Here is a 25,300-nt window from a genome sequence, read left to right on the forward strand (position 1 = left end):
TTTCTCATCGTGTTTTCATTTAATATTTAAAAATACTTGAAACTATTTCTATGCGCAAAGCGCTAAAAACACGACAATTATTCTAATATAGCATAAAGGAGGAGAAATTTGTCTTAAAAAGCAGCTTGCATTATTATAAGCTTTATTACAAACTCACGCCTATAAAATAGAAGAGCCTAATTATAGCTGATGAGACAATTTATTCTGGAGTTTGTACGCCATGGCTGATCACAATATTCCCCATTTCCAAAATGACCTTGGATATAAAATAATCGAAATTGGTGTGAAAGAATTTATGTGTGTAGGCGCTACACAACCATTCGATCATCCCCATATCTTTATCGACATGGGAGAAGCAGATGAGAAAATTTGCCCTTATTGCTCAACCCTTTATCGTTATGTTCCCTCGCTATCATACGATCAAACAAACCCAACAGGATGTTTATATCATCCAGAAAAGCTATTATAATCGCGTTTTTGGGCTTTCTTAATAACCACTCTTTTAATTCTGCTTGTTTAATATGGAATCATTTGTGAACCGATCGCCCTTCATTGTTGGAGGAGGAATTGCTGGTTTAAGCACCGCTTTAGCACTCGCTCATAAAGGAATTGCAAGCACCATTATCGAAAAGTGTAAGCAACTTGAAACAATAGGCGCTGGTATTCAACTGACACCAAATGCAACATCTATTCTTGCTCGCTGGGAACTTCTTAACAAACTCACTGAAGTCGCTACAATCCCACATTTTCTTGAGTTAAAAGATGGATTGTCTTTAAAAATACATCTACGGGCTCATCTTATCAATCTAACAGAAAAATATTGGAAAGCCCCTTATATGACGATCCACCGCGCAGCTTTACAACAAATTTTATATGATGCAGTGATTGAAAATCCTTTGATCAAATACAAAGCAGGTGAAACGATTGTATCTTCTACCCAATCTGCAACCAACATTAAAATAAAGACAATAAAAACAGATACAACAACAGAACAGCTTCATTCAACGCCCCTTCAGATCGGATGTGATGGAGTTTGGTCAACATTACGGCAACAATCTCCCTTTCATGAAAGAGCAAATTTTAGTGGCTTTATTGCTTGGCGTGCAACAACAACATTTGATAATCTTCCTCAAAAATTTCGTTCTTCATTGCAAAATATGAAGACAATTACAGCTTGGATGGGACCCAAAAATCATCTTGTTGTCTATCCCATTCAATCGTCAGAAAAAATTTTTAATTTTGTCGCCATTACGCATGGAGAAAATTCAAAAGAAGGATGGGCTCATAAAGGAGATAAAGAAAAACTCAAATCTCTTTTTAAAGGTTGGAATTCAAAAATCTTACAAATCTTTGATCATATCGATGAATGGAGCTATTGGCCACTCTTTCAAATGAAACAAAATCGTTTTATCGGCTTAGAGAGACAAGTATTTGTTGGCGATTGTGCACATGCAGCCTTACCTTTTGCAGCGCAAGGTGCCGCTATGGCAATCGAAGATGCTGCCACATTAGCAGAAGCACTTTCATTGAAAGATTTTTCATTAACGAAAGCACTTTCGCTTTACGAAACAACACGCACCCCCCGTATTGTAGCAGTAAAAAAACGCGGAGATTTCAATAGATTGGTCTATCACGCAACCGGTCCTATAGCAATTGCACGCAATCTCATGATGAAAATTCGTACACCAGAGAGCATTATGTCAGATCTCGATTGGCTTTACATGTATGATGCGATGAATTCCATAAAAAATAATGATAAAAACTTATAAAATTCTTCCAGTATTTTGAATATTACGAAAGGAAGAGATTTTTTGACACTATGACACTAAAAAACATCATAATTTACTCAAATAAAAGCAATATTTTTCGAAACCTACAATCCGATTTTAAAAGCTCAATTTTTAGCTCTCCTAAAAGCAAAAACACCACTCAAAATCAGCTCCCATCTTTAATCTTTCTGTTAACTCAATTCTACATCAACAACACCCTGAATTAATTTCATAGCATTTGCGACATGTGAATTTACCTTATATCGCTTAGGAAGCGCAATTTCGACTTCTCGCAATCCATCCTCTTGTATTAAAATAAGCCCAACCTCTCCATTCCCCCCAAGATTTAAATTTTGTTCAATTTGTGGAAGCATATCAACTGTTTTTATAAAAAGACGCATCATTTTATGCTGTTTTAATGATTCCTGTTCCAACGACTGAATTGTTTCAATTCGCAAACTAACTCCTTCAGAACGATTTTCTGCGCTCACCGTAATAATAAAAGATTTTCCGGGTTCTAGCATCTCTTCATAATCCGAGAGTGCCTCAGAAAAGAGAACAGCTTCATATTGTCCACTTGTATCAGAAAAATGAATAATTCCCATTTTTTTACCAGATTTTGTTTTGCGCACGTTTTTTGCCACAACAGTTCCAGCAAGCCGTGCAGCCGTTGCTCCTCCTTTAACGGCATTGGCAAAATTAACCCAAGTCTGAATGCGTTTTTTGTCTAGAATAGCTTGATACTCCTCCAATGGATGCGCAGAAAAGTAAAAACCTATAGCTTGAAATTCTCGATAAAGTTTCTCAGCCAGCAACCAAGGGGTTGTTTGCGATAAGATCAATGGTTCTTTTAATCCGCCTGCCATTCCAAATATATCAACCTGCCCGCTAGAATTGTCATCGAGAATACGAAGTGCACGCGCATGAAGGGTTCCAAGATTGGCTAATAAAACCTCACGTGCAATGTTAAAACAATCAAAAGCACCAGCACAAACTAAACTTTCCATCGCACGCTTGTTAACAATACGAGGATCAACACGCGCACAAAAATCTTCCAGATCCTTAAAAATCTTATCCCCTCGACAAGTAACAATATGATCCACAACAGTTTCTCCCACTCCTTTAATGGCAGCAAGAGAATAATAAATACAGTTATCACCAACCTCAAAAACACGATGAGATGTTTGTATAGAAGGTGCAATAACTTCAATACCCAGCCTTAATGCTTCACGCCGAAAATCATTAAGTTTATCTGTATTCGTCATATCATACGTCATTGAAGCTGCTAAAAACTCAACGGGATAATTTGCTTTCATATAAGCTGTTTGGTAAGAAACAATTGCATAAGCAGCAGCGTGCGATTTATTAAAACCATAATCAGCGAATTTTGCTAAAAGATCAAAGATAATATCAGCTTGATCTTTATCAACACCACCTGCAACAGCTCCATTGACAAAACGCGTACGCTGTTTTTGCATTTCAGCATGAATTTTTTTCCCCATAGCACGACGTAATAAATCGGCTTCTCCAAGCGAATAGCCAGCAAGCACCTGAGCAATCTGCATCACCTGTTCTTGATAGACAATAACACCTTGTGTTTCTTTGATCAGATGATCTATTTTAGGATGAATAGAAGCAATTTCCTCTTCCCCATGTTTGCGTGCATTATAGGTTGGAATATTCTCCATTGGACCTGGACGATAAAGTGCGACCAGCGCAATAATATCTTCAATACGGTCTGGCTTCATTCCAATCAACGCCTTGCGCATACCAGAACTTTCCACCTGAAACACGCCAACCGTTTCACCACGTGCCATCATAGCGTAGGTTGCTTCATCATTCAGAGGGATATTTGATAAATCTATTTTAATCCCCTTTCTGGCAACAAAATCGACTGCCATTTTCAAAACAGTAAGCGTTTTTAATCCAAGAAAATCAAATTTTACCAGCCCTGCCTGTTCAACATATTTCATGTTAAATTGTGTAACAGGCATATCAGAACGAGGATCACGATACATCGGGACAAGCTCCCAAAGCGGACGATCTCCGATAACAATCCCAGCAGCATGAGTCGAAGCATGACGATAAAGTCCCTCCAACTGGAGTGCGATATCTAATGCGCGTCCAACAACGGGATCTTTTTTCTTTTCCTCTTCAAATTTAGGTTCATCCTTAATAGCATCAGCCAATTCTACCTGACTTCCTGGTGTGGCAGGAATTAATTTTGTAAGATAATCCACCTGACGATAAGGAACTTCTAAAACACGCCCCACATCACGCAAAACTGCACGTGCCTGTAACTTACCAAAGGTAATAATTTGAGCAACTTGATCACGTCCATATTTTTTTTGAACATATTGAATAACTTCTTCGCGCCGCTCTTGACAAAAGTCGATATCAAAATCTGGCATCGAAACACGATCTGGATTGAGAAAACGTTCAAAGAGAAGAGAAAACCGCAATGGATCAACATCAGTAATCGTCAATGCATAAGCAACAAGTGAACCAGCACCAGAACCCCGCCCTGGTCCAACGGGAATATCATGAACCTTTGCCCATTTTATGAAATCTGAAACGATAAGAAAATATCCAGAAAATTGCATACGCGTAATAACTGAAATTTCATAATCAAGCCGCTGCTCATAATCTGCAATCGTATACCCTTCAGCTAATCCAATTGTTTCAAGCCGCATCTTCAAACCAGCTTTAGCCTGATTTAACAACTCACTATCTTCTACTTCTAAAGTATTTTCTGAATTAGCAGATTGTTCTATAAAACGAGGCAATATCGGTTTTCGAAGAGGCGTGGCAATATGACAACGCAATGCAATTTCAACACTATTTTCTAAAGCTTCTGGAAGATCAGAAAACAGTGTAACCATTTCATCTTGTGACTTCAAATAATGATCTGGCGTCACACGTTTACGATCTGGATTAGAGACTATTTGTCCTTCTGAAACAGCCATCAGCGCATCATGCGCTTCATACCCTTCTCTCTTCAGAAAAAAGGCTTCATTTGTTGCAACAAGAGGAATTTCATGCGCATAAGCCAATTCAATAAGATCAGCTTCTACTCTCCGATCATAAGAGCCATGCCGTTGTAATTCCACATAAAGACGATCAGCAAAAGATTTTTTCAAATAAATTAAGCGTTCAACAGCATGTTCTTTTTTCTCTTCTGCTAAAGAAAGATTAATAGGCCCTCCCTTGCCTCCCGTTAAAACAATTATTCCTTCACTGTGTGCCGACAACCAATGAGCTTTAATATAAGGAGGATCAGTATCACATTTATCAAGATAAGCACGGCTCACAAGACGAACCAAATGAGCATAACCGGTTTCACTAGCAGCCAACAGAACAATAGAGCAAAAATCAGAAGGATTACGCCATTTAGCCAAACGTGAATGATCATTTTCATCACAAAAATCAACAGTAAGCTGACAACCAATAATAGGTTGTACCCCATGAGAAAGACAATGCTGTGAAAATTCCAAAGCACCAAATAAATTATTGGTATCGGTAATAGCAACCGCTGGTGCATGATCTGAAATCGTCTGTTGAATAATTTGGGGGATTTTTAAAGCCCCTTCGAGCAAGGAATAAGCTGAATGCACTCTCAAATGAATAAAGCGAGGAAGAGAATTTTTGTTCTCTTGCATTTTATTTTTATTTTTTACCACTCTCACAATTTCCCACTACAAAATAAATGCCAAACAGCACCCCTTATAAAAGAAAAAAACTTCTGTTTATCATAACTTTAAAGCTATAAATTCATCATCCTACATAGGAGCAATATCCCAATTTTATTAATATTTATAAGAGAATTATATCAAGAAAATGCTTCTATTCACAGCAAATAAACAGCTAAAATAAAAAGAAAAATAATATAGCTCATCTAAGCACTTTAATTTTAGCTCCCTTTTATTGTATTTATCTTTAAATATTAATTTTCTTCCTAAAATTCAATGTGTAAGTAAAGCAACCTCCTCTTTATAACTTTATCCCCAAAAAGCTCTTCTAAAGGTCTAGAAAAAACAAAAAGAGCAGGTTAAATTTGCTCATGCCTCCAAGTCTTCTTACCCCTCTTTTTAATTCTATTCGAACTCTTTCTGGTATTACACCTAAAGTCTATGGTTTACTGACCAAACTCTTAAATGTTAATCCTACACAACGCGAAGCAACTCTTATTGATCTTCTTCAATTAATGCCTCATTCCGTCATAGACCGCAGAATGCGTCCCAACATTGCTTGTGTAACAGAAGGAGACACTGTTACACTCGAAATTATCATCGATCAACATCAACCACCGCCCCGTGGTCACAACAAAATCCCCTATCGTGTTATTGCCCATGATCAAACAGGAAAAATAAATTTAGTCTTTTTTCACGCTCAGCCTCTTTGGCTAAAAAAACAACTCCCTGAAGGAAAAAAAGTCACTGTATCAGGAAAAGTTGAATGGTTTAATGGGCAATTTTCAATGGCGCATCCCGACTATATTGCTCCAAGCGAACAATCAAATCAGATTCCTCTCATCGAACCTGTCTATCCCTCTACTGCAGGACTAACTGCAAAGACACTAAGACGCGCCATACAAAACGCTCTTGATTTTATTCCTCTCCTCCCAGAATGGATAGATGAAAATGTGAAAAAGCAGCAAAATTTTTCTTCTTTTTCTGTTGCTTTACGCCGTATCCATGCGCCCATTAATACCAACGATCTATCCTTAGAAAGTACAGCACGCAAACGTCTTGCCTATGATGAATTGCTCGCTTGTCAATTGGCGCTAGGACTCGTGCGTTTGAAAACCAAATCTCTTGTTGGCACTTCTCGACCATCAACAGGAATTTATACTAAAAAATTGCTTAATGTCCTCCCCTTTCAACTCACAACCGGACAAAAAAAAGCAGTAGAAGATATCGCGAAGGATCTTGCTTCGCCAGAACCGATGCTAAGACTGCTTCAAGGTGATGTAGGCGCAGGAAAAACTGTTGTTGCATTGATGGCAATGGCACAAATTGCTGAAAATTCAGGACAATCAGCTTTAATGGCACCAACCGAAGTGCTTGCCAGGCAACATTTTTCCACCATTGCTCCTCTTGCCGAAAAAGTCGGATTACAAACAACTCTTTTAACAGGACGAGAAAAAGGGAAATTGCGGACAAATATCTTGAATGATATTCAATCAGGTCAAGTTTCTATTATCATCGGAACCCATGCTCTCATACAAAACAGCATCACTTATAACAATCTTGCCTTAACCATTATCGATGAACAACACCGTTTTGGTGTCCATCAACGTATCGCTCTTACAGAAAAAGGCAATAAACCTGATATGCTGGTTATGACCGCCACGCCCATTCCGCGCACACTTGTCTTAACAGCTTTTGGTGATATGGATGTATCTAAAATTACAGAAAAACCAATGGGACGACAACCCATTACAACAGCAATGCTTTCTTTGAAACGTCTTCATGAGCTTATAGAGCGAATCGCAATTGCATTAGAAAAAGGAGAAAAGCTCTATTGGATTTGTCCTTTAGTGGAGGAATCGACAGTTCTTGATCTCACTTCAATTGAAAACCGCTTTACATTTCTCCATGAACGCTTTGGAGCACACGTTGGTATGATCCATGGAAAAATGTCTACAGCAGAAAAAGAAGCCGCTATGGCATCTTTTAAATGTGGAAATACACGTATTTTAGTTGCAACCACCGTCATTGAAGTGGGAGTAGATATTCCAGATGCTTCGATCATTATCATCGAACACGCGGAACATTTTGGCCTTTCACAATTGCACCAATTACGTGGACGTGTAGGACGAGGCAATAAAAAATCTTCCTGCATTTTGCTCTATAAAGATCCACTGACTAAAACAGCAGCAACACGCCTTAATATTATCCGCAATACAGAAGATGGTTTTGAAATCGCTGAAGAAGATTGGCGCCTGCGAGGCGAAGGAGAGCTTTTAGGTACCAAACAATCCGGAGTCCCTGAATTTCATATAGCAAACCTTGCAGTTCATAGCGATCTTTTGTCAATGGCAAGAAAAGATGCTCGTTTATTTTTACAACGCGATCCTCATCTTTCTTCTCAGCAAGGACAAGCTTTACAGTTGCTGCTTTATCTTTTCGGACACGATGATGCTACACGCCTCTTGCGAGCAGGATAACAAAGCCCCTCTAATAAAAAATTAAAATACCTCTCTGTTCAAATACGATTTTCTCTCTTAGAATAAACCATAAATAATCTATACAATCCCTTACCATCTTTATGCTTCATGAAAGAGTGACAAACCAACAACAGCATCTTTTCTTTCAATCTAAATTATTCTTGCATTAAAACAGTAGAAGAAATATTGCGCCTTTTTCTATCATTATATTCACATAGCTGATCCATTTTTTGACAGGTCAGAAAATATTTTTTATTTTATCGTAAAGAATTTAGAAAGAAAAATCCCGTCTCCGATATTCTCGTTCAACAGAGAAAAGTGGAAAAAATAAGCTATCATTATAAATCAATTTCTTACACTTGATTATTCTCCCAAAGATTCAGAAATATACTTTTATTCAACCGTGACTGATTTTGCTAAATTACGGGGTTGATCGACATCTGTTCCTAATAAAACAGCCGTATGATAAGCGATTAACTGAACAGGGAGTGCATAAATAATAGGAGAAATAAATTCTGGAACTTCTGGCAAAGTGATCGTTGATAAAGTCTTAAGACAAGCTACTTCTGCTCCTTTTTTATCGGTTATTAAAATAATACGACCATTACGTGCTACCACTTCTTGCATATTAGAAAAAGTTTTTTCAAACCACCGATCATAAGGTGCAACAACAATAACAGGTATTGTCTCATCCACCAAAGCAATTGGTCCATGCTTCAACTCACCCGCCGCATAACCTTCAGCATGAATATAAGAAAGCTCTTTCAATTTAAGGGCTCCCTCCAAAGCAATCGGATAAGAAGTCCCACGTCCCAGATAAAGAACACTTTTTGCATTCACTAAATCACGACAAATACATTCAATTTTGCTCTCTAATTTTAAGACCTCATTTAAAATACGTGGAACTTCTGCCAATTGTTGAACCAATTGCTGTTCCATTTGAACCGAGAGATAGCCACGTTGTTTAGCAGCACTAAGTGCTAGTGAAGCAAGCGTTGCCAATTGACAGGTAAAAGCTTTTGTTGACGCAACACCAATTTCCGGTCCGGCAAGTGTTGGGAGAATAAAATCAGCCTCCCTTGCCATTGTTGATTGCTCTACATTCACAATTGTTGCTGTTTTTACACCCCGCTCACGACAATAACGCAAAGAAGCCAATGTATCAGCTGTCTCACCAGATTGAGAAACAAACAGCGACAACACATCAGACGTTATAGGAGGTTCACGATAACGAAACTCCGAAGCAACATCATTATCAACACTTAAAGCGGCAAATTTCTCAAACCAATAGCGCGCAACTAAGGTTGAATAATAAGCCGTTCCACAACTCGCAAAAAGGAGACGATGAATATTTTTCCAATCAATCAAATTCTCAAATGATCGAACGGCATAATTTCCAAGATCAAGATAATGCGCCAAATTATGAGAAATCACTTCAGGTTGTTCAAACATTTCCTTGTGCATAAAATGACGATGATTACCCTTAGAAATCAATAAAGCCTCTTCAAGTAATGTTGTCACAGGACGTTTTACCGGTTGATTATATACATCATAAATTTTGACGCCTTCCCGTGTGAGAACAGCCCAATCCCCATCTTCCATATAGCTAATATGATCAACGAATGGTGCCAAAGCAATCGCATCTGACCCCACAAAAAATTCATCTTTTCCATAACCAATTGCCAGAGGTGGACCAGAACGAGCCGCAATCATAAGGTTATCTTCACCTTCGAAAATAAGAACAATAGCAAAAGCCCCCTGCAGCCTTTTCCAACTGGTACGTACAGCTTCTTGCGGAGAAAGACCTTCTTTTAATGCACGCGTTATTAAATGTGCAATAACTTCCGTATCCGTCTCTGTTTCAAAGATATAACCATCTTCTATGAGTTCCTTTTGCAATTCTACAAAATTTTCAATAATACCATTATGAACAATCGCAAGTTTTTCAGTCACATGGGGATGCGCATTGCGTTCAACAGCAATTCCATGCGTAGCCCAACGGGTATGACCAATCCCTAAACTTCCCTCAAGAGGTGTTTTTTTTAATTTTTCTTCTAAATAAACAAGCTTCCCCTCAGCACGTACACGATAAAGATGCCCATTATGGACTGTTGCCACCCCAGATGAATCATACCCTCTATATTCAAGACGTTTTAACCCCTCAACCAAAGAGGACGTAACACACCTCTTTCCAATAATTCCAATAATTCCACACATTAAAAAGCTCCAACCCACATCTTAAGATTTAAATCTTATAAAACAATCCAACAGCCTTTATTTAAAACTATAAATAATAAAATAATTCAAACATGGAGTACGGCAATCTTTAAGAATAAACATCCTATCCATCGTTAGATTCACACGAAACAAAGGAATAGACTGAAAATAATCATTTTTTCTGTTTGTTTTCTAACAAGCGCTCTCGAAATTTTGTCGCATAGCCCTCTTTTATAACCTGTCGTGCACGCCCAAAAGCCATACTGTTCATAGGAATATTTTCAGTAATAACACTTCCTGAAGCAACATAAGAGCCATCCCCTACTACTAATGGGGAAACAAGTGCCGTATTAGACCCAACAAAAGCATAATCACCAATCATGGTTTTATATTTGTTAAATCCATCATAATTGCAAGTAATCGTACCGGCTCCAATATTGGTATGTGCACCAATTTCGGCATCACCAATATAACTTAAATGATTGATTTTAGAAGATTCTCCTACCTTAGCTTGTTTGACTTCACAAAAATTTCCAATCTTTACGGACTTCGCCAACTCTGTTCCAGGACGCAAACGTGCATAGGGACCAATCTGTGCATCCTTACCAACCACAGCACCCTCGAGATAACTAAATGCATGAATAACAGCACCAGATTGTACTTTCACGCTTAATCCAAAATAAACATTTGGTTCTATCACAACCCCTGGTTCAATTTCTGTATCATAAGAAAAATAGAGTGTCTCTGGTTTTAAGAGTGTAACACCCGATAACATTAAATCGCGCGCTTTACGTTTTTGCCACAAAGAATCAGCCTCAGAAAGCTCAAGACTGTTATTAATTCCTACAATATCTTCAAAAGGAACTTCAACAACACGCACATCTAATCCTTCGCGTGTTGCAAGAGCAGCAATATCTGTTAAATAATATTCTTTTTTCACATTGTTATTACCAACCTTCTCTAAAAGAGAAAGTGCATGTTTTCCACGCATAGCGAGTATTCCACCGTTACAAAAAGAAATCTTTTTTTCTTCATCGCTAGCGTCTTTTTCTTCTACAATTGCGATCAATTGACCATTTTTCTCGAGAAGACGCCCATAACCTGTTGGATTTTGGGTATGAAAACCTGCAAAAACAACATCTGCTCCATCAGCAAGCTGTGCACGCATTTGGTGCAATGAATCTTGCTGAATGAGAGGCGTATCCCCCAAAACAATGAGAATATCATCCACTTCCTTTTGCAAAGCTAAACGAGCAGATAAAACAGCATGAGCTGTTCCTAAACGCGCTTTTTGTTCAAAAATCATCGCATCTTTTACAAATGACTGAACAACGTGCGTAACCTCCTTAGCACCAAATCCCACAACGACTGCTAATTGTGAAGAGCCTGCCAATTCTATTTGTTTTAGAACATGGCATATAAGAGGCAATCCAGCAATTTTATGAAGTACCTTAGGCAGAGACGATTTCATGCGTGTCCCTTCACCTGCAGCAAGAACAATAGAAAGACAACTTCTAACCATAAAAACACATAAGACTAACGAGAAAATCCAAAAAAATTCATAATATCGTGCCAACGAATATCTTCAATATAACTCAACGAAGGATAATGTTCTAAAAGCCAAAATGAAAGATCCTGCATAGAGCCTGTTAAAAACAAAATCCCTGTAAGAATAAGAAAAACACCAATAATTTTTTCAACTTTTCCTAAATGAATACGAAAAGCTCCTAAAAATCGCATAAAACTGCTCGAAAATAAAGCTGCCAACATAAAAGGAATAGCAAGACCTAATGCATAAACCGCTAATAGAACAGCTCCCTCTCCCACAGTTTCTTTTGTTCCAGCAAGCGTTATAATAGGGCCTAAAATGGGGCCAATACACGGTGTCCAACCAAAAGCGAAAGCTAACCCAATAATATACGCGCCTAAAGGACCAGCAGGTGTTTTTTTGGTCTGAAAACGCGCTTCACGAAATAAAAAAGCGATCTTGAAAATCCCCAAAAAATTTAAACCAAAAATAATAATGACAATTCCAGCAGCAAGGGCGAACCAATCACGATAATAACCGATGAATTTCCCAATTGTGCTAGCACTGGCACCTAAAGCAACAAAAACAGTCGTAAACCCGAGAACAAAAGCAATAACAGAAGACAATAAAGCCCACCGTATAAAGACTTTCTCATCACGATTTTCTGAACGAAAATCATCAATACCAACACCTGCCATATAGCACAAATAAGGAGGAACTAATGGCAAAACACAGGGCGACAAAAAAGAGAGTGCCCCAGCAAAAAACACACCAACTGTTGAAATTTCAATCAAAACTCATACCCCGTCTCTCATCATAGTTTACCCCCATAAACAACGATCAATCCACATCTTCATCAATTCGTTGCATATTTTGCTCATTCGCCACCACACTTATATCTTCATCATGACCAGAAACGACTGAAAAAACTTTTTGATAGATTTTATCTTTATTTTTAGCAATTGCAATATACTCTCCCTCCGCTAACACGAGTGAAACATAAGCACCAACTGTTTCATAAACGATATCACCAGAATCATTGGCAAGAGACCAACTTGTATCTGCAAGCGCTTCCCCTCCTTCTTGTCGTACCAGCTTTAAGACAATCTGAGCAGCCTGATGTTCAAGGGTAACTTCTGTCATTTTACCAGCATCCACTTGAATATCGGAACGAGCCGTCGCATTAATAGAACCATAATGGGAAGCAACATGGTAGCGTCCAGCTTTTAAACGTACAACTGATTGGGGTTTAACATTTGATAAAATCACCCCCGTATCATCATTTTCTTTTTCATCCTCATAAATGGTAAAACGTAATTCCTTTTCATTCATTACACCATTAAGCAGTGTTGCATTTAAAATGACACCACCAGCCTCAAGATTAAAGTTTTTTACAAGACTCTGTCCATTTTCTAGGCGAATATGGCGCACAGCACTCATATGACCAAATGAGACATGAACAAGATAACTTCCTGGTTCGAGATCAAAACGCGCACTTCCCCCCTTATAGGTTGCCACTAATGGTAATTTATTATCAATCCCTAGAATAGGGGCATAAACCCGCCAGACAAGCCCTTTTTCAATATCCGGATGACTATTTATTAATCGAGCATTCAAAATGAGTTGTGTTTGAGATGCTAAATTTTCTTTTCCCTGCTCTTGAGACTTTACAATAAAACTCCTTGATTGTCCCTGCTGCTGATCTTGCCCTTCTTCTTCAGAAAAAGCACAGTGACTCCAGATCAATAAAGTAAGCACCACGCACAACCATACACATCGGTGCACTATTTTCATAAGAATACCCATTTTCACATTGTTGACCAACATGATATTTTTTTCAAGAAACAATATCACAAAGCCATCATTTTAGATTGAAAAACTTACACCACAACCACATGATGAAACAGCATTGGGATTGTGGATTTGAAAAGACTGCCCCATAAGATCATCAACAAAATCAATCTCAGCTCCTTCCATGAAAGGAAGTGATAGTAAATCAATAAACACAACTGCCCCATCTTTTTTGAGAACGAGGTCATCTTTACACATTTCAGAAACCAAGTCATATTTATAAGAAAAACCAGAACACCCACCACCTTCAACAGAAATACGTAATGCTATTTTATCGGGTTCACGCAAAAGTATCTGTGCAATTTTTTGGGCAGCAACATCTGAAATTTTCACATTCATTTTATATATCCTTGCATTAAACCATCAAGAAAGAGTATCCCATACTCAAAGAGAAGTTTATTTGTCATAAACCACTCTCAATTTTAAGATGATAATGGGCAGCTTGCAATGGATATAGGCACTATCAACTTCAATTACCAATCTCGAGCAGTGTACAGTGCTCATCCGCAAACAAGCCGTGGTAGATTATTCCATGAAACGATGAGCACCACACGCTCACCTTTTCAACGAGATAGAGATCGTATTATCCATTCTAATGCATTTCGACGTCTTAAACATAAAACGCAAGTGTTTATTGCTGATGAAAGCGATCATTATCGTACTCGCCTAACCCATTCCATAGAGGTCTCTCAAATTGCAAGAACATTAGCCCGTGCCCTGTGCCTTGATGAAGACCTTGCCGAAGCCATTGCCCTTGTTCACGACTTTGGACACACGCCCTTTGGCCATGCTGGAGAAGATGCACTTAATGAAGCCATGGTACATTATGGCGGCTTTGATCATAATGCACAAGCATTACGCATTGTCACAAAACTAGAACAGCGCTATGCAAATTTTGATGGACTTAACCTTACATGGGAAACCCTCGAAGGACTTGTAAAGCATAATGGTCCTCTTTTAGGTCCTCACGCGAAGAATAAGGAGGTTCCTATCGATATTTTACAATACAATGCAGAGCAAGACCTTGCACTCGATTGTTTTGCAGGACTAGAAGCGCAATGTGCTGCTATTGCAGATGATATCGCATACAATGCGCATGATATTGATGATGGTCTACGTTCGCAATTTTTAACACTCGATCAATTTGAACATGTTTCACTAACAGCAGCAATATTAAAAGATATAACAGATGAGCATCCCCACCTCGACCAAACGCGTCGCGGTTACACACTTGTACGAAGACAAATAACAACCATGGTTGAAGATGTTATCAAACAATCACAAGAAAATTTAGCACGCATCAAACCAACAAGCATAAACGATATTCACCAAGCAAAACAAACTATTGTTACCTTTTCACCAACAATGACCGTTTATGAAAAAGAACTAAAAAACTTTTTATTTAAAAATCTTTACTACCATGAACAAGTTCTTAGTCGTCGCAATGCAGCAAAATGCATTGTACAAAAATTATTCAATTGTTATTATGAAAATCCAAATACAATGCCTGAAAGTTGGCAGAGCAAAACAGTGCACTTAAAAAATCAAGAGTTAGCACGTTTGATTGCTGACTTCCTTTCAGGCATGACAGATCACTACGCTCTACGTGAATATCACCGTTTATTTGACCATACAGATAATTTCGTTTAATGGCTTTTGGCATCATCATGGAAGCTAAATATGAATATCTTTAAAAACTTCGAAAAAAAAATTAAGAGATCAATTGAATTATCTGATATAAAAGGAAAAAATGGAGAAGATCTAGATTTATCAAAAATTACTGTTGATCCTCCGCGTGATTCCTCCCATGGTCATTTATCAACCAATGCTGCTATGGTGCTTGCAAAATCTATTGGAATCAATCCACGTGCACTTGCAGATAAAATCATAGAACTTCTTAAAAATGATTCCTCTATCGAAAATATAGATGTTGCCGGTCCTGGTTTTATAAACATAAAGCTTACAAAATTATTTTGGCAAGATGCTATAAAATCCATGCTTGAATCAGGCACTTCTTATGGTCGTATCCCAATGGGACAAGGAAAACGCGTCAATGTTGAATATGTCTCAGCAAATCCGACAGGACCAATGCATGTAGGACACTGCCGCGGAGCGGTTGTTGGAGATGTTCTCTCCAATTTGCTGCAATTTACGGGCTATAACATTACGAAAGAATATTATATCAATGATGCTGGTCAACAAATCGAAGTCCTCGCCCACTCTGTACTATTGCGCTATCGTGAGGCTCTTGGGCAAGAAATTAATGAAATTCCAGAAGGGCTCTATCCTGGAGAATACTTGATACCATTGGGACAATCGCTTGCTCAAGAGTTTGGGGACCAACTCCTCACGATGGATAAAGATGAAGCCTTATCTCTTGTGAAAGAACGTGCAATTCATGCAATGATGACCATGATTCGCGAAGATTTGGCTGCTCTTAATATTTATCATGATATCTTTTTCTCTGAGCGAATGCTCTATGCAGATAATGCACGCGCCATTCGTAACACCATCAACGACCTCACTTTAAATGGTTATATCTACAAAGGAAAACTCCCCCCTCCCAAGGGACAAAATACAGAAGATTGGGAACCAAGTGAACAAACTTTGTTCCGTTCAACAAATGTTGGTGATGACCAAGACCGTGTTTTAGTTAAATCTGATGGTTCTTACACTTATTTTGCTGCTGATGTTGCTTATTTTCGGGATAAATTTAATCGTCATTTTGATGAAATGATTTATATTCTAGGCGCAGACCATGCTGGCTATGTAAAGCGGCTAGAGGCAATGGCAAAAGCAATTTCTGGGGATAAAGCTAAATTAAGCGTCTTCTTATGTCAATTGGTAAAACTTTTTCGCAACGGTCATCCTGTACGCATGTCAAAAAGAGCAGGATCTTTTGTCACTCTACGCGATGTTGTCGAAGAGGTTGGGCGTGATCCTGTGCGTTTTATGATGCTATACCGTAAGTGTGAAGCACCTCTTGATTTTGATTTTGCAAAAGTAACAGAACAATCAAAAGATAACCCCATCTTTTACGTACAATATGCAAGTGCACGTTGTCACTCAGTCTTTCGTCAAGCACAAGAAGCGCTTCATATTAAAAGCTTTTCAAATGATACATTAATCGCCCATCTTCATCGATTAACAGATGACCATGAAATATTGTTAATACGCAAACTTTCTGAATATCCACGTATCATTGAACAGGCCGTCGTTCATAAGGAACCGCATCGATTAGCGTTTTATCTTTATGACCTTGCTTCCAGCTTTCACACCCATTGGAATAAAGGGAGTGAAAATCTCAATTTACGCTTTATTCAACCTGATGATAAAGAGTTATCCTTTGCAAGATTGGGATTGATACAAGCTGTTATCAATATTTTATCATCAGGACTTACCATCATAGGAGTCGAAGCACCAATAGAAATGCGTTGAAAAAGTTCTATAAATACATACAATAGGTACTCTATTGATAAACTTTTTCATGTATCCTTGCATGAGAGGGGGAAAATTTATAATTTTAATATAACAAATCAAAATCAACCATTGATTGCACGCAGATGCAAATCACCATGTGAGAAAAGCTATGAGCGATAACGATCGCAAAAATCTACACGAAACAAAACACGATCATGAACACCATGATCCTTTGGAAAGGCTTACGCGCATTTTTAATCCGCACAAACAAAGCGGAAACCAAAATGAGCAATCTTCTTTACAGACAGATCGATCAACATCTCACCCCGAAACATCATCCCATGATGATGATTTTGATTTGTCCTTTCTAGAAGAGGAACTTGAAAATAATTTAGCACATGACTTACCGTTTGATGATCAAAAAAAACAATGGGACTTGCATGCAACCAGCAACGCAACAGCCTCAGATATTGCACAAACTGTTTCTTTCAACCATTCAAAACAAAATAATTTATTTGAAGAGAAATATTCTTCACCTAGCAGTCATGATGAAGAACAAATTTTAGATGAGCTTTCTCCATTACCAATCCCAAAGAATCAATCCCCTCAACAGAAAACAACAGCAACCAGTGCTGATCCGTTTCTTAAAAAAAGTAATCTTATTTCACAATCAGAATCAGAAAATTTCTTTTTTGATAAATCTGAAAGGCGCGAAAATAAGAAAGAGATTCCAGAATCTGTTGAACAAACCAATCGGTTTTCACAAACAAATTCACAACAGCCTAAAACTACGAATATACAACAAACTTATGATGACAATCAAAACCTCTATGACACTCCTGTAAACCATCCCTATAAAATTTCAGCTGATCAAGAAAATTGGATCAAAAAAGATTATTCTGATGTCTCCTCTTCTTATCCTGATATCTCCTCTTCTACAGAGGCAAATGAGTTTTTCTCATCTTCTAACCTTATGTCAGAAAGACAAAACACTGCAAGAAATCAAACAAAAAGTACATTCTCCTCACCTTTGGATTCTCCACCAGTTGATAGACAATCTTATTTAAAGGGGGCTTCACAAGAGGATCATACAACCAATTATCCCCATTTTTTTGAAGAAAACCCTTCACAACAAGAAACTTATAGCGAAAAAGTTCCAATATATAATGAGGCTCAAGCCCAATACATCAATAACACCGAAGGTACCTCTAACCCAAATAGAGAAATTTCATATAATGAAAATAATTCAGATGAGTTTCTTTCCTCATCAGCCTCTTTGAATACAAAACAAACGGATGGCTTTTTTGCCCATAACTATACGCACAGAGATACTCCCCCTCCCAATGTTGATACTTATAAATTTTCAGAGGAAATCGTAGAAAAAACTGGCCCTATTATGGTTCCAGAAGTCCCGTATGAAGCGCCAGAATATGATGTGCCAACTAGTGGTGGTTTAGAAGAAGAATTTGCTGATGTACTTAATGTAGGAAATGTCCCAACGGATAATTTTTCTCAAAAACAACAGAAAAATGAGGTTTTTCATCAGTCTATGCAAAATTCAAAAGAAAGTGTTTATATAAACTCTAAAGAACAAAATTCCGACTATTTTTCTTCTGCCAATATGGAATATAATTTTCCCCCTTTTAGCGAGAATTCATCATACACAAGCTCAAATGAAGTTCCCACGCATCCACCAGCTCCTCCTCCCTTAAAAAGTTTTATTTTTGGTAAAAATTTCATTAAAGGTATTTTTATACTTATTTTAATAGGAATTGGATTTGCTGGTTATTCGCACTTTTTTATGCCATCACAAAAAAATGAAGAAACGATCATTATCCACGCTGATAATGCGCCTTTTAAATTCAAACCAGAAACAACTGAACCGAAAAATGATGTTGCACATAATTTAGATATCTATAAACAAACAACTGAACAAAATGAAAAACAAGAAAACACACAACAATTTCTTATTGATAACTCTGAACAACCTGAAAATTTAAAAGAATTAAATCCTGAAGAATCTTCAAACGCTTCATCTTCTTCTTTAAATGAATCTGATGTTGAAGATGCAGTCACAGAAGCCATAAACCATACTATTCCCACGCAAGAAGTACAAACTGTTATTGTAAATCAAGATGGTACAGTTACACTAGCTCCCGTACATCAAACAAAGAGCAAAACTGCTGCTCAATCTGAAGAAAACATTGATCAAACTCCTAATGAACTTCAAGATTCGTCCCTTGTTTCGTCGCATGATTCGGATATAAACAATCAAGAAATAGACCTTGATCTCAAAAATAATATTGATAAAATAATCGCAGAAAATACTTCTAGCTCAAATATTGAAGAAAAATTTATCCCTATTCCTTCTCATGCAGAAAGAAATACACAAGTTGAAACACCCGCCGCATCTCGCCCCACATCACCAAACAGAGTCGCAGCACAAAATTCAGAAAGTTATTACGTACAACTTGCATCTCAGCCAACGCATGAGCTAGCTAGAAGTTCTTTAAAAAATATGAAATCTAAATTTGGATTCCTTATCGGTGCCCGTTCTTTAAATATTCAACCCGCTTTTATACCAGGAAAAGGTACTTATTACCGTGTTCGGATTCAAACACAAGACCGTAATGAAGCCATAATCCTTTGTGAATCCATTAAAAGTTCTGGAGGAAGTTGCTTCATCACACGCTAAACCAATAATGCAACGGTTGTTAAAACCGTTGCATTATTTATTTCCATACCATTTAATTACTTATCAAAAACTTCAGAAATTAAAATCGTCTAATCTTTTTTATGTCTTTGTTCTGACTTTATTCTTTAATCTACGTCGATTTGCGTCCTATCTAAAAGATTATATTTATGAAAAAATCACTACGTACCCTTATAAGTATAAGGTACAGAAGGAAGCGAATTTAAATCTTTTTTGGGCGTTGTTACGCTTTGGCTTGTTTCTGGAGTATTATAACGCGAACTATGTTCAGGAGATTTTGCAAAAAAAGATCCTAAAAAACCAAAAACAAACCAGATAATAACGACCGCAAGAAGAATAGCAAAAATACCCTTAGCAATTGAAACACGTTGTTCACTATCTCTTCTTTCTGCTGCCATACGTTCTTCATATGTGTGATAATTTTTATCAATCATAGTAGATTCCTTTTCTCAATTCCCTTACCTTTTAATTTCTAGACAATATGCATATATGAAATTATTCAGATACCTATTTTGAGAAAACGATAATTATAGAAAAAAGTTCCAGCTTACTTTATAAAGTTGAGAAAAAGAGGCGAGAGTAGAATTAAAATATCTATAATAGCCTTTGAATTCTATAATAAACCTCTTTGTGTTTTATAATAAAACATTGACACAAAGGTTTTGTTAATAATAGAGTTGTGATCAAAATATCTCATTATTTTTATTAATAAAAATGAAACATACTCAAAAGGTTTTTTATGAAATCTCCTATATCGTCGCTTCCCTTTAAAATAGAAAAACACCCATCTCCTCTGTCAGAAGAAAAATGTGAAGAAATTTTAAAAAATCCCGGTTTTGGTCAATTTTTTACAGACCACATGTGTACTATTCAATGGACTGAAGACAAAGGCTGGCATAATGCCATCATTTCTCAATACAAAGCTTTAGAAATTAACCCTGCAAGTACCGTTTTACATTACGGACAGGAAATTTTTGAGGGTTTAAAAGCATATCGAGCAAAAGATGGGCGCATCTTGCTCTTCCGTCCTGATGCCAATGCACAACGCTTTATAGAATCAGCGAGGCGTTTAGCTATGCCAGAATTGCCAAAAGATATTTTTCTGGATGCCGTTCATCAATTAGTAAAAATTGATCAAAAATGGGTTTCTGATCATCCCAACGCTAGCCTCTATATCCGTCCATTTATGTTTGGCAATGAAAACTTTTTGGGAGTCCGCCCTTCTCAAGAATATCTTTTTTGTATCATAGCCTCTCCAGTTGAATCCTATTTCAAAGGAGAAGAAAAATCTGTCAGTGTATGGATTGAAACAGATTATAGCCGCGCTGGTCCAGGGGGCACAGGCGCTGCAAAATGTGGCGGAAACTATGCAGCAAGCTTACTGGCACAAAAGTGTGCAACGCAAAATAATTGTAGCCAAGTACTCTTTCTTGATATGATTGAACATAAATGGATTGAAGAACTTGGTGGTATGAATGTCTGCTTTATTATGGCAGATAGTACACTTGTAACCCCTGCGCTTAACGGCACTATTCTTCCAGGGATAACTCGTGATTCAATCTTAAGATTAGCTCAACAAATGGGATTAAAAATAGAAGAGCGTCCTTATTCTTTTGCAGCGCTTCAAGAAGATGCAAAGAGTGGACACCTTAAAGAAGTCTTTGCTTGTGGTACAGCTGCCGTTGTCACATCAATTGGTCGTTTTAAATATAAAGGGGGAGAATTTATTATTGGAAATGAAACAGTTGGAGAAGTTACAAAGCAGCTTCGTACACAATTGGTTGGCCTTCAAAAAGGGAACATAGAAGATAAAAATGGCTGGGTTCATTCTGTCCAGCTCTCATAATAATAAGATATTCTCATATCTATAAATGCTTCCATGAAAATAGATTCATGGAAGCGTATTTCCTAAAAAACTCCCTCTATTTTTAATGACGAAAAAAGAAAACATTAATCAAATTTTGAATGATCTCTATGCTGCGCTTTAATATTACGGACTGTACCCGTATGGGAGCGCATTACGAGAGTTTCCGTTTGAATGTAACGAGATGTAAATTTAACACCAGAAAGCATATTGCCATCTGTTACCCCTGTTGCTGCAAACAAAACATCACCCTTTGCCATTTCTTCCATTGTATAAGCTTTATTGGGATCACTAATCCCCATTTTAGCTGCACGAGCAATTTTCTCTTCTGTATCTAGCAGCAAACGACCTTGCATCTGTCCTCCAATGCAGCGCAAAGCAGCAGAAGCTAAAACACCTTCAGGTGCTCCCCCAATCCCCATATAGATATCAATACCTGTTTCTTCTGGATCAGTTGTATCAATAACAGCAGCAACATCTCCATCCCCAATCAAGCGAATCGATGCCCCTGTCGCTCGTACTTCATTAATTAATTTTTCATGACGAGGCCTATCCATAATACAAACAACAATCTGATTAACAGCCACTCCTTTAGCCTTCGCAAGAGCATGGATATTATCGGTAGGACAAGCATCTATATCTACTACTCCCTTTGGATAACCAGGACCAATAGCAATTTTTTTCATATAAACATCAGGAGCGTAAAGGAGATTACCTTTTTCAGCAATTGCAACTACTGCCAAAGAATTGGCAATATTTTTAGCACAAAGTGTTGTTCCCTCTAATGGATCAAGTGCAATATCGATCGCCAATCCACTTTGAAGACCTACTTTTTCTCCAATATAAAGCATAGGCGCTTCATCCCGCTCACCTTCACCAATCACCACTGTACCATCAATAGGCAATCGATTAAGTTCCTGCCGCATTGCATCTACAGCAGCCTGATCCGCAGCTTTTTCATCGCCACGCCCGCGCCAGCGTGCAGCAGCAACAGCAGCACGTTCAGTAACACGTACCAATTCAAGCGTCAAAATACGATCAAGTCCATTTAAAATCTTCTGAGTTGTGGGCATATGAAAAAATCCTACCGAATGAATACCAGAAAAAATATGAGTCCTTATTAAATACTAAGAATAAAGTTTTTGGCAAAGATGAAAATTTTCCACAAGAGACAAAAGAACTCAAGCTTGCCTTTTTGTCATTATCAAGAAAGTTATCAATTCTCTGCCATAGGCTCAATACGAATAAATTGAGATTTTGCAACAAGATGTCCATCTTTTTCAATTTCTGCAAGTGCCTGTCGTACATTCACCTCTGTTGTTTCATGCGTAATTAAAATAATTGTTTTTTCAATTTGATCTTCTACAAAAGATCTTTGAACAATCGACTCCAATGAGATGTGATTATCAGCCATATGCCTTGCAACCGCGGCAAAAACACCAGTACGATCATGAACATTTAAACGAATAAAATAACCCCCTGCATGATGAGAAATACGTGCTTTTTTATGAGGAGTAAGTTCTAATGCTGGACGTCTTAAAACAGGTGCATACTGAAAACCAGAACGCGCTTTTGCTATATCAGCCAAATCACCAATAACGGCTGATGCTGTTGCCATTCCTCCGGCGCCAGGACCAGAAAACAGTAATTCACCTAATAAATCACTTTGAATAGAAAGAGCATTGGTTACGCCATTTATCTGTGCAATCATTGAAGATGTTGGTACCATTGTCGGATGAACGCGTTGCTCTATTCCAGAATCCGTTTTTAATGCAACCCCTAAAAGCTTAATCCGATACCCTAATTCATCAGCTGCTCGAATATCAATTTGCGAAATATTATGAATTCCTTCAACATAAACATCATCTAACGAAACAGCTGTTCCAAATGCCAAGCTTGTCAACAAAGCTAATTTATGAGCAGTATCATTTCCCTCAATATCAAAACTTGGATCTGCTTCAGCATACCCAAGTCTCTGTGCATCTGCTAAACAATCTTTAAATGAAAGACCTTCCGTAAACATGCGTGTTAATATATAATTACAGGTTCCATTGAGAATACCATAAATTCGAGATATGTGATTACTGACAAGTGATTCTCTCATCGCTTTGATAACAGGAATTCCCCCTGCAACAGCTGCTTCAAAATGAAGAAAAATACCTTTTTTTTCTGCAATTATAGCCAGCTCTACTCCATGTCGAGCAAGAAGGGCTTTATTGGCTGTTACAACATGATGTCCCGCCTCAAGCGCTCTCTTAACAGCGGTGTACACCACATCCAATTCACCACCAATTAACTCTACAAAAACATCAATCTCATTAGAAGCAGCCAACTCCACAGGTGAATCAAACCATTTTATATCACTGAGATCAATTCCACGATTACGGTTTTTATCGCGCGCACTAACAGCAACGACTTTGATAAATCGCCCACATTGACAAGCTAAACTATTCGCTTTTTCACATAGAGCTCGAACAACTGAAGTACCAACCGTACCAAGTCCCGCAACACCAACTTTTAAAGCTTCTGCCATTATTAACCACTGATCCCTATCTTCACTGAAAAATCGTTTAAATGATGTGCCAATCAACACAAAGAGTACTTACATCCATAAGAACAAAAGAAATACTCCGCTCTATTCACTTCATGTTCTCCAATAGAATTATCCCCGCTTGTTCAATCAACATTCCTAAAAATATAATATTTATTGTCTTCAAAGATTTCAGAATCTTTATAAAATATCTAATTCAGAATAAAAATCTGTAAAACTGATAAATGCAAGTTGCCATAAAGAAAAGTTCTAAAAAATAATCAATAACAAGTTAAAGAATATTAAGGACTTAGTAAGAAAGAATAAAAACATCTCTTCTAAATTAACAAATACGGAACAAAAAACATTCTTTCATATGATAAATTAAGAGAATGGATAAAACAAAGTAGATCAGTAAATAATAACACATTTCTTCCTACCATTCCATAGTTTGAAATATAAATCTTTAATGCAAAAATCTTAATGCACTTATATATCAAAATAGAACCTTACATTAAAGTAAAAAACAAGACTTAATATGTGCACACCATAATTCTGAAATGTTATAAATATGGAGAATAAATTTGCAAAACTCAAATATTTTACCTAAACTTACTGCCACCCCTTTGAAAAACTAGCGAATTGAAATGACAAAAACCTCAATCTACCCTTTACCCATGCTAATTCATTTTCAAATAAATAACCTTCTCAACATTTGAGGGAACAAATGAAGGGGTTTTAATTTTAATTTCCTTATAAACATGTAAAAGTAAAGATAAGAAAAATATTTTTAATATATTCTGTAAAAATTGCTTTAATATTTTCATTTTCATCATACAGAATCTATTTATATTTTTAAAACTGAAACTAAGCTATGGCTTATGCCTCAAAAAACTTTTGTATGATTGGTATTATTTGTTTATTTGGTAATAAATATTGTCTTTTTACTTCACAAATTATACAGTTTTTTGCTTTATGATAAGTTCAAATGAGAAATCTTCTGTATAAAGGCTCTTTCAGGCAAGTTAAATAATATTCTCATGTGCAAGCAAAGATAACAAACGATAAAATATGCAAAAAATAAACACATTTAAAATAATATTTTGATCATTTTTGCCTACTACTCAAACTGAAAAGAAACAATCCAAACAGGAATTGCTCAAAAATTATTCAATAAAACACACTTTTTTCAAAAAAAATGACACAGAGGGCTTGCGAAGTAAAAAGATCCTCTCTATA

The 25,300-nt window shown here is 37.2% G+C and carries 16 protein-coding genes; 7 read left to right on the forward strand and 9 right to left on the reverse strand.

From position 1 onward, the window contains the following. Positions 1-220 precede the first annotated feature (220 nt). The gene (locus tag ACFIJ7_RS04810) at positions 221-469 is read left to right on the forward strand and encodes a zinc-finger domain-containing protein (RefSeq protein ID WP_375635890.1); all 249 of its coding nucleotides are present in this window, start codon (positions 221-223) and stop codon (positions 467-469) included. 52 nt (positions 470-521) lie between these two features. After that, positions 522-1,769, forward strand: a complete 1,248-nt coding sequence (locus ACFIJ7_RS04815; protein WP_375635889.1) for an FAD-binding protein — start codon at positions 522-524, stop codon at positions 1,767-1,769. Positions 1,770-1,960: 191 nt separating this feature from the next. Here the strand turns inward: ACFIJ7_RS04815 and dnaE are convergent, their stop codons facing one another. Then, positions 1,961-5,428 carry a DNA polymerase III subunit alpha gene (gene dnaE, locus ACFIJ7_RS04820; protein ID WP_375635929.1) on the reverse strand — a complete coding sequence of 1,156 codons (3,468 nt, stop codon included), beginning with the start codon at positions 5,426-5,428 and terminating at the stop codon, positions 1,961-1,963. 401 nt (positions 5,429-5,829) lie between these two features. Here dnaE and recG point away from each other — a divergent pair, with 401 nt between their 5' ends. Then, complete coding sequence (recG, locus tag ACFIJ7_RS04825) at positions 5,830-7,938, forward strand: ATP-dependent DNA helicase RecG (RefSeq protein WP_375644738.1); 2,109 nt, start codon at positions 5,830-5,832, stop codon at positions 7,936-7,938. A gap of 393 nt (positions 7,939-8,331) precedes the next feature. On the opposite strand, the gene glmS is transcribed toward recG, so the two are convergent. From glmS to ACFIJ7_RS04850, 5 genes are all read right to left on the reverse strand, one after another. After that, on the reverse strand, positions 8,332-10,155 hold the full coding sequence (gene glmS / locus ACFIJ7_RS04830) for a glutamine--fructose-6-phosphate transaminase (isomerizing) (RefSeq protein WP_375635887.1): 1,824 nt from the start codon (positions 10,153-10,155) through the stop codon (positions 8,332-8,334). Between the two features lie 172 nt (positions 10,156-10,327). Beyond that, entirely contained in the window at positions 10,328-11,677 is a 1,350-nt protein-coding gene (glmU, locus tag ACFIJ7_RS04835; RefSeq protein ID WP_375644739.1) for a bifunctional UDP-N-acetylglucosamine diphosphorylase/glucosamine-1-phosphate N-acetyltransferase GlmU, read from the reverse strand. 14 nt (positions 11,678-11,691) lie between these two features. After that, positions 11,692-12,477, reverse strand: a complete 786-nt coding sequence (locus ACFIJ7_RS04840) for a cytochrome c biogenesis CcdA family protein (RefSeq protein ID WP_273788202.1) — start codon at positions 12,475-12,477, stop codon at positions 11,692-11,694. Positions 12,478-12,523: 46 nt separating this feature from the next. Continuing rightward, a complete protein-coding gene (locus ACFIJ7_RS04845) occupies positions 12,524-13,510 on the reverse strand; it encodes a carboxypeptidase regulatory-like domain-containing protein (RefSeq protein WP_375644761.1) in 987 nt (328 codons plus the stop codon). Between the two features lie 39 nt (positions 13,511-13,549). After that, positions 13,550-13,873: a HesB/IscA family protein gene (locus tag ACFIJ7_RS04850; RefSeq protein WP_375644740.1), complete on the reverse strand. Its 324-nt coding sequence runs from the start codon at positions 13,871-13,873 to the stop codon at positions 13,550-13,552. A gap of 108 nt (positions 13,874-13,981) precedes the next feature. Between ACFIJ7_RS04850 and ACFIJ7_RS04855 the strand changes: the two genes are divergently transcribed. From ACFIJ7_RS04855 to ACFIJ7_RS04865, 3 genes are all read left to right on the forward strand, one after another. Next, the gene (locus ACFIJ7_RS04855) at positions 13,982-15,184 is read left to right on the forward strand and encodes a deoxyguanosinetriphosphate triphosphohydrolase (protein ID WP_375644741.1); all 1,203 of its coding nucleotides are present in this window, start codon (positions 13,982-13,984) and stop codon (positions 15,182-15,184) included. A 30-nt stretch (positions 15,185-15,214) separates the two neighbouring features. Further along, positions 15,215-16,972, forward strand: coding sequence for an arginine--tRNA ligase (gene argS / locus ACFIJ7_RS04860; protein ID WP_375635884.1), 1,758 nt, complete (start codon positions 15,215-15,217; stop codon positions 16,970-16,972). 151 nt (positions 16,973-17,123) lie between these two features. Continuing rightward, positions 17,124-19,649: an SPOR domain-containing protein gene (locus ACFIJ7_RS04865; protein ID WP_375644742.1), complete on the forward strand. Its 2,526-nt coding sequence runs from the start codon at positions 17,124-17,126 to the stop codon at positions 19,647-19,649. Positions 19,650-19,828: 179 nt separating this feature from the next. Here the strand turns inward: ACFIJ7_RS04865 and ACFIJ7_RS04870 are convergent, their stop codons facing one another. Continuing rightward, positions 19,829-20,101 carry a membrane protein gene (locus ACFIJ7_RS04870; RefSeq protein ID WP_015856514.1) on the reverse strand — a complete coding sequence of 91 codons (273 nt, stop codon included), beginning with the start codon at positions 20,099-20,101 and terminating at the stop codon, positions 19,829-19,831. Positions 20,102-20,406: 305 nt separating this feature from the next. On the opposite strand from ACFIJ7_RS04870, the gene ACFIJ7_RS04875 reads away from it, so the two are divergent. After that, a complete protein-coding gene (locus ACFIJ7_RS04875) occupies positions 20,407-21,513 on the forward strand; it encodes a branched-chain amino acid aminotransferase (RefSeq protein WP_015856515.1) in 1,107 nt (368 codons plus the stop codon). A gap of 104 nt (positions 21,514-21,617) precedes the next feature. On the opposite strand, the gene glpX is transcribed toward ACFIJ7_RS04875, so the two are convergent. Continuing rightward, entirely contained in the window at positions 21,618-22,604 is a 987-nt protein-coding gene (gene glpX, locus ACFIJ7_RS04880; RefSeq protein ID WP_015856516.1) for a class II fructose-bisphosphatase, read from the reverse strand. 143 nt (positions 22,605-22,747) lie between these two features. Next, entirely contained in the window at positions 22,748-24,064 is a 1,317-nt protein-coding gene (locus ACFIJ7_RS04885; protein ID WP_375644743.1) for a homoserine dehydrogenase, read from the reverse strand. Between the last annotated feature and the right edge of the window lie 1,236 nt (positions 24,065-25,300).

The organism is Bartonella sp. MR100HLJHH (genome assembly GCF_042194215.1).
Taxonomy (GTDB): Bacteria; Pseudomonadota; Alphaproteobacteria; order Rhizobiales; family Rhizobiaceae; genus Bartonella; species Bartonella grahamii.

Bases quoted from the DNA above. Each gene is read 5' to 3' on its own strand.
- ACFIJ7_RS04865 (WP_375644742.1), top strand. From the start codon at position 17,124: ATGAGCGATAACGATCGCAAAAATCTACACGAAACAAAACACGATCAT.
- recG (WP_375644738.1), top strand. From the start codon at position 5,830: ATGCCTCCAAGTCTTCTTACCCCTCTTTTTAATTCTATTCGAACTCTT.
- ACFIJ7_RS04815 (WP_375635889.1), top strand. From the start codon at position 522: ATGGAATCATTTGTGAACCGATCGCCCTTCATTGTTGGAGGAGGAATT.
- ACFIJ7_RS04885 (WP_375644743.1), bottom strand. From the start codon at position 24,064: ATGGCAGAAGCTTTAAAAGTTGGTGTTGCGGGACTTGGTACGGTTGGT.
- ACFIJ7_RS04870 (WP_015856514.1), bottom strand. From the start codon at position 20,101: ATGATTGATAAAAATTATCACACATATGAAGAACGTATGGCAGCAGAA.
- ACFIJ7_RS04845 (WP_375644761.1), bottom strand. From the start codon at position 13,510: ATGTTGGTCAACAATGTGAAAATGGGTATTCTTATGAAAATAGTGCAC.
- ACFIJ7_RS04875 (WP_015856515.1), top strand. From the start codon at position 20,407: ATGAAATCTCCTATATCGTCGCTTCCCTTTAAAATAGAAAAACACCCA.
- glmU (WP_375644739.1), bottom strand. From the start codon at position 11,677: ATGGTTAGAAGTTGTCTTTCTATTGTTCTTGCTGCAGGTGAAGGGACA.
- glmS (WP_375635887.1), bottom strand. From the start codon at position 10,155: ATGTGTGGAATTATTGGAATTATTGGAAAGAGGTGTGTTACGTCCTCT.
- dnaE (WP_375635929.1), bottom strand. From the start codon at position 5,428: ATGCAAGAGAACAAAAATTCTCTTCCTCGCTTTATTCATTTGAGAGTG.
- ACFIJ7_RS04810 (WP_375635890.1), top strand. From the start codon at position 221: ATGGCTGATCACAATATTCCCCATTTCCAAAATGACCTTGGATATAAA.
- glpX (WP_015856516.1), bottom strand. From the start codon at position 22,604: ATGCCCACAACTCAGAAGATTTTAAATGGACTTGATCGTATTTTGACG.
- argS (WP_375635884.1), top strand. From the start codon at position 15,215: ATGAATATCTTTAAAAACTTCGAAAAAAAAATTAAGAGATCAATTGAA.
- ACFIJ7_RS04855 (WP_375644741.1), top strand. From the start codon at position 13,982: ATGGATATAGGCACTATCAACTTCAATTACCAATCTCGAGCAGTGTAC.
- ACFIJ7_RS04850 (WP_375644740.1), bottom strand. From the start codon at position 13,873: ATGAATGTGAAAATTTCAGATGTTGCTGCCCAAAAAATTGCACAGATA.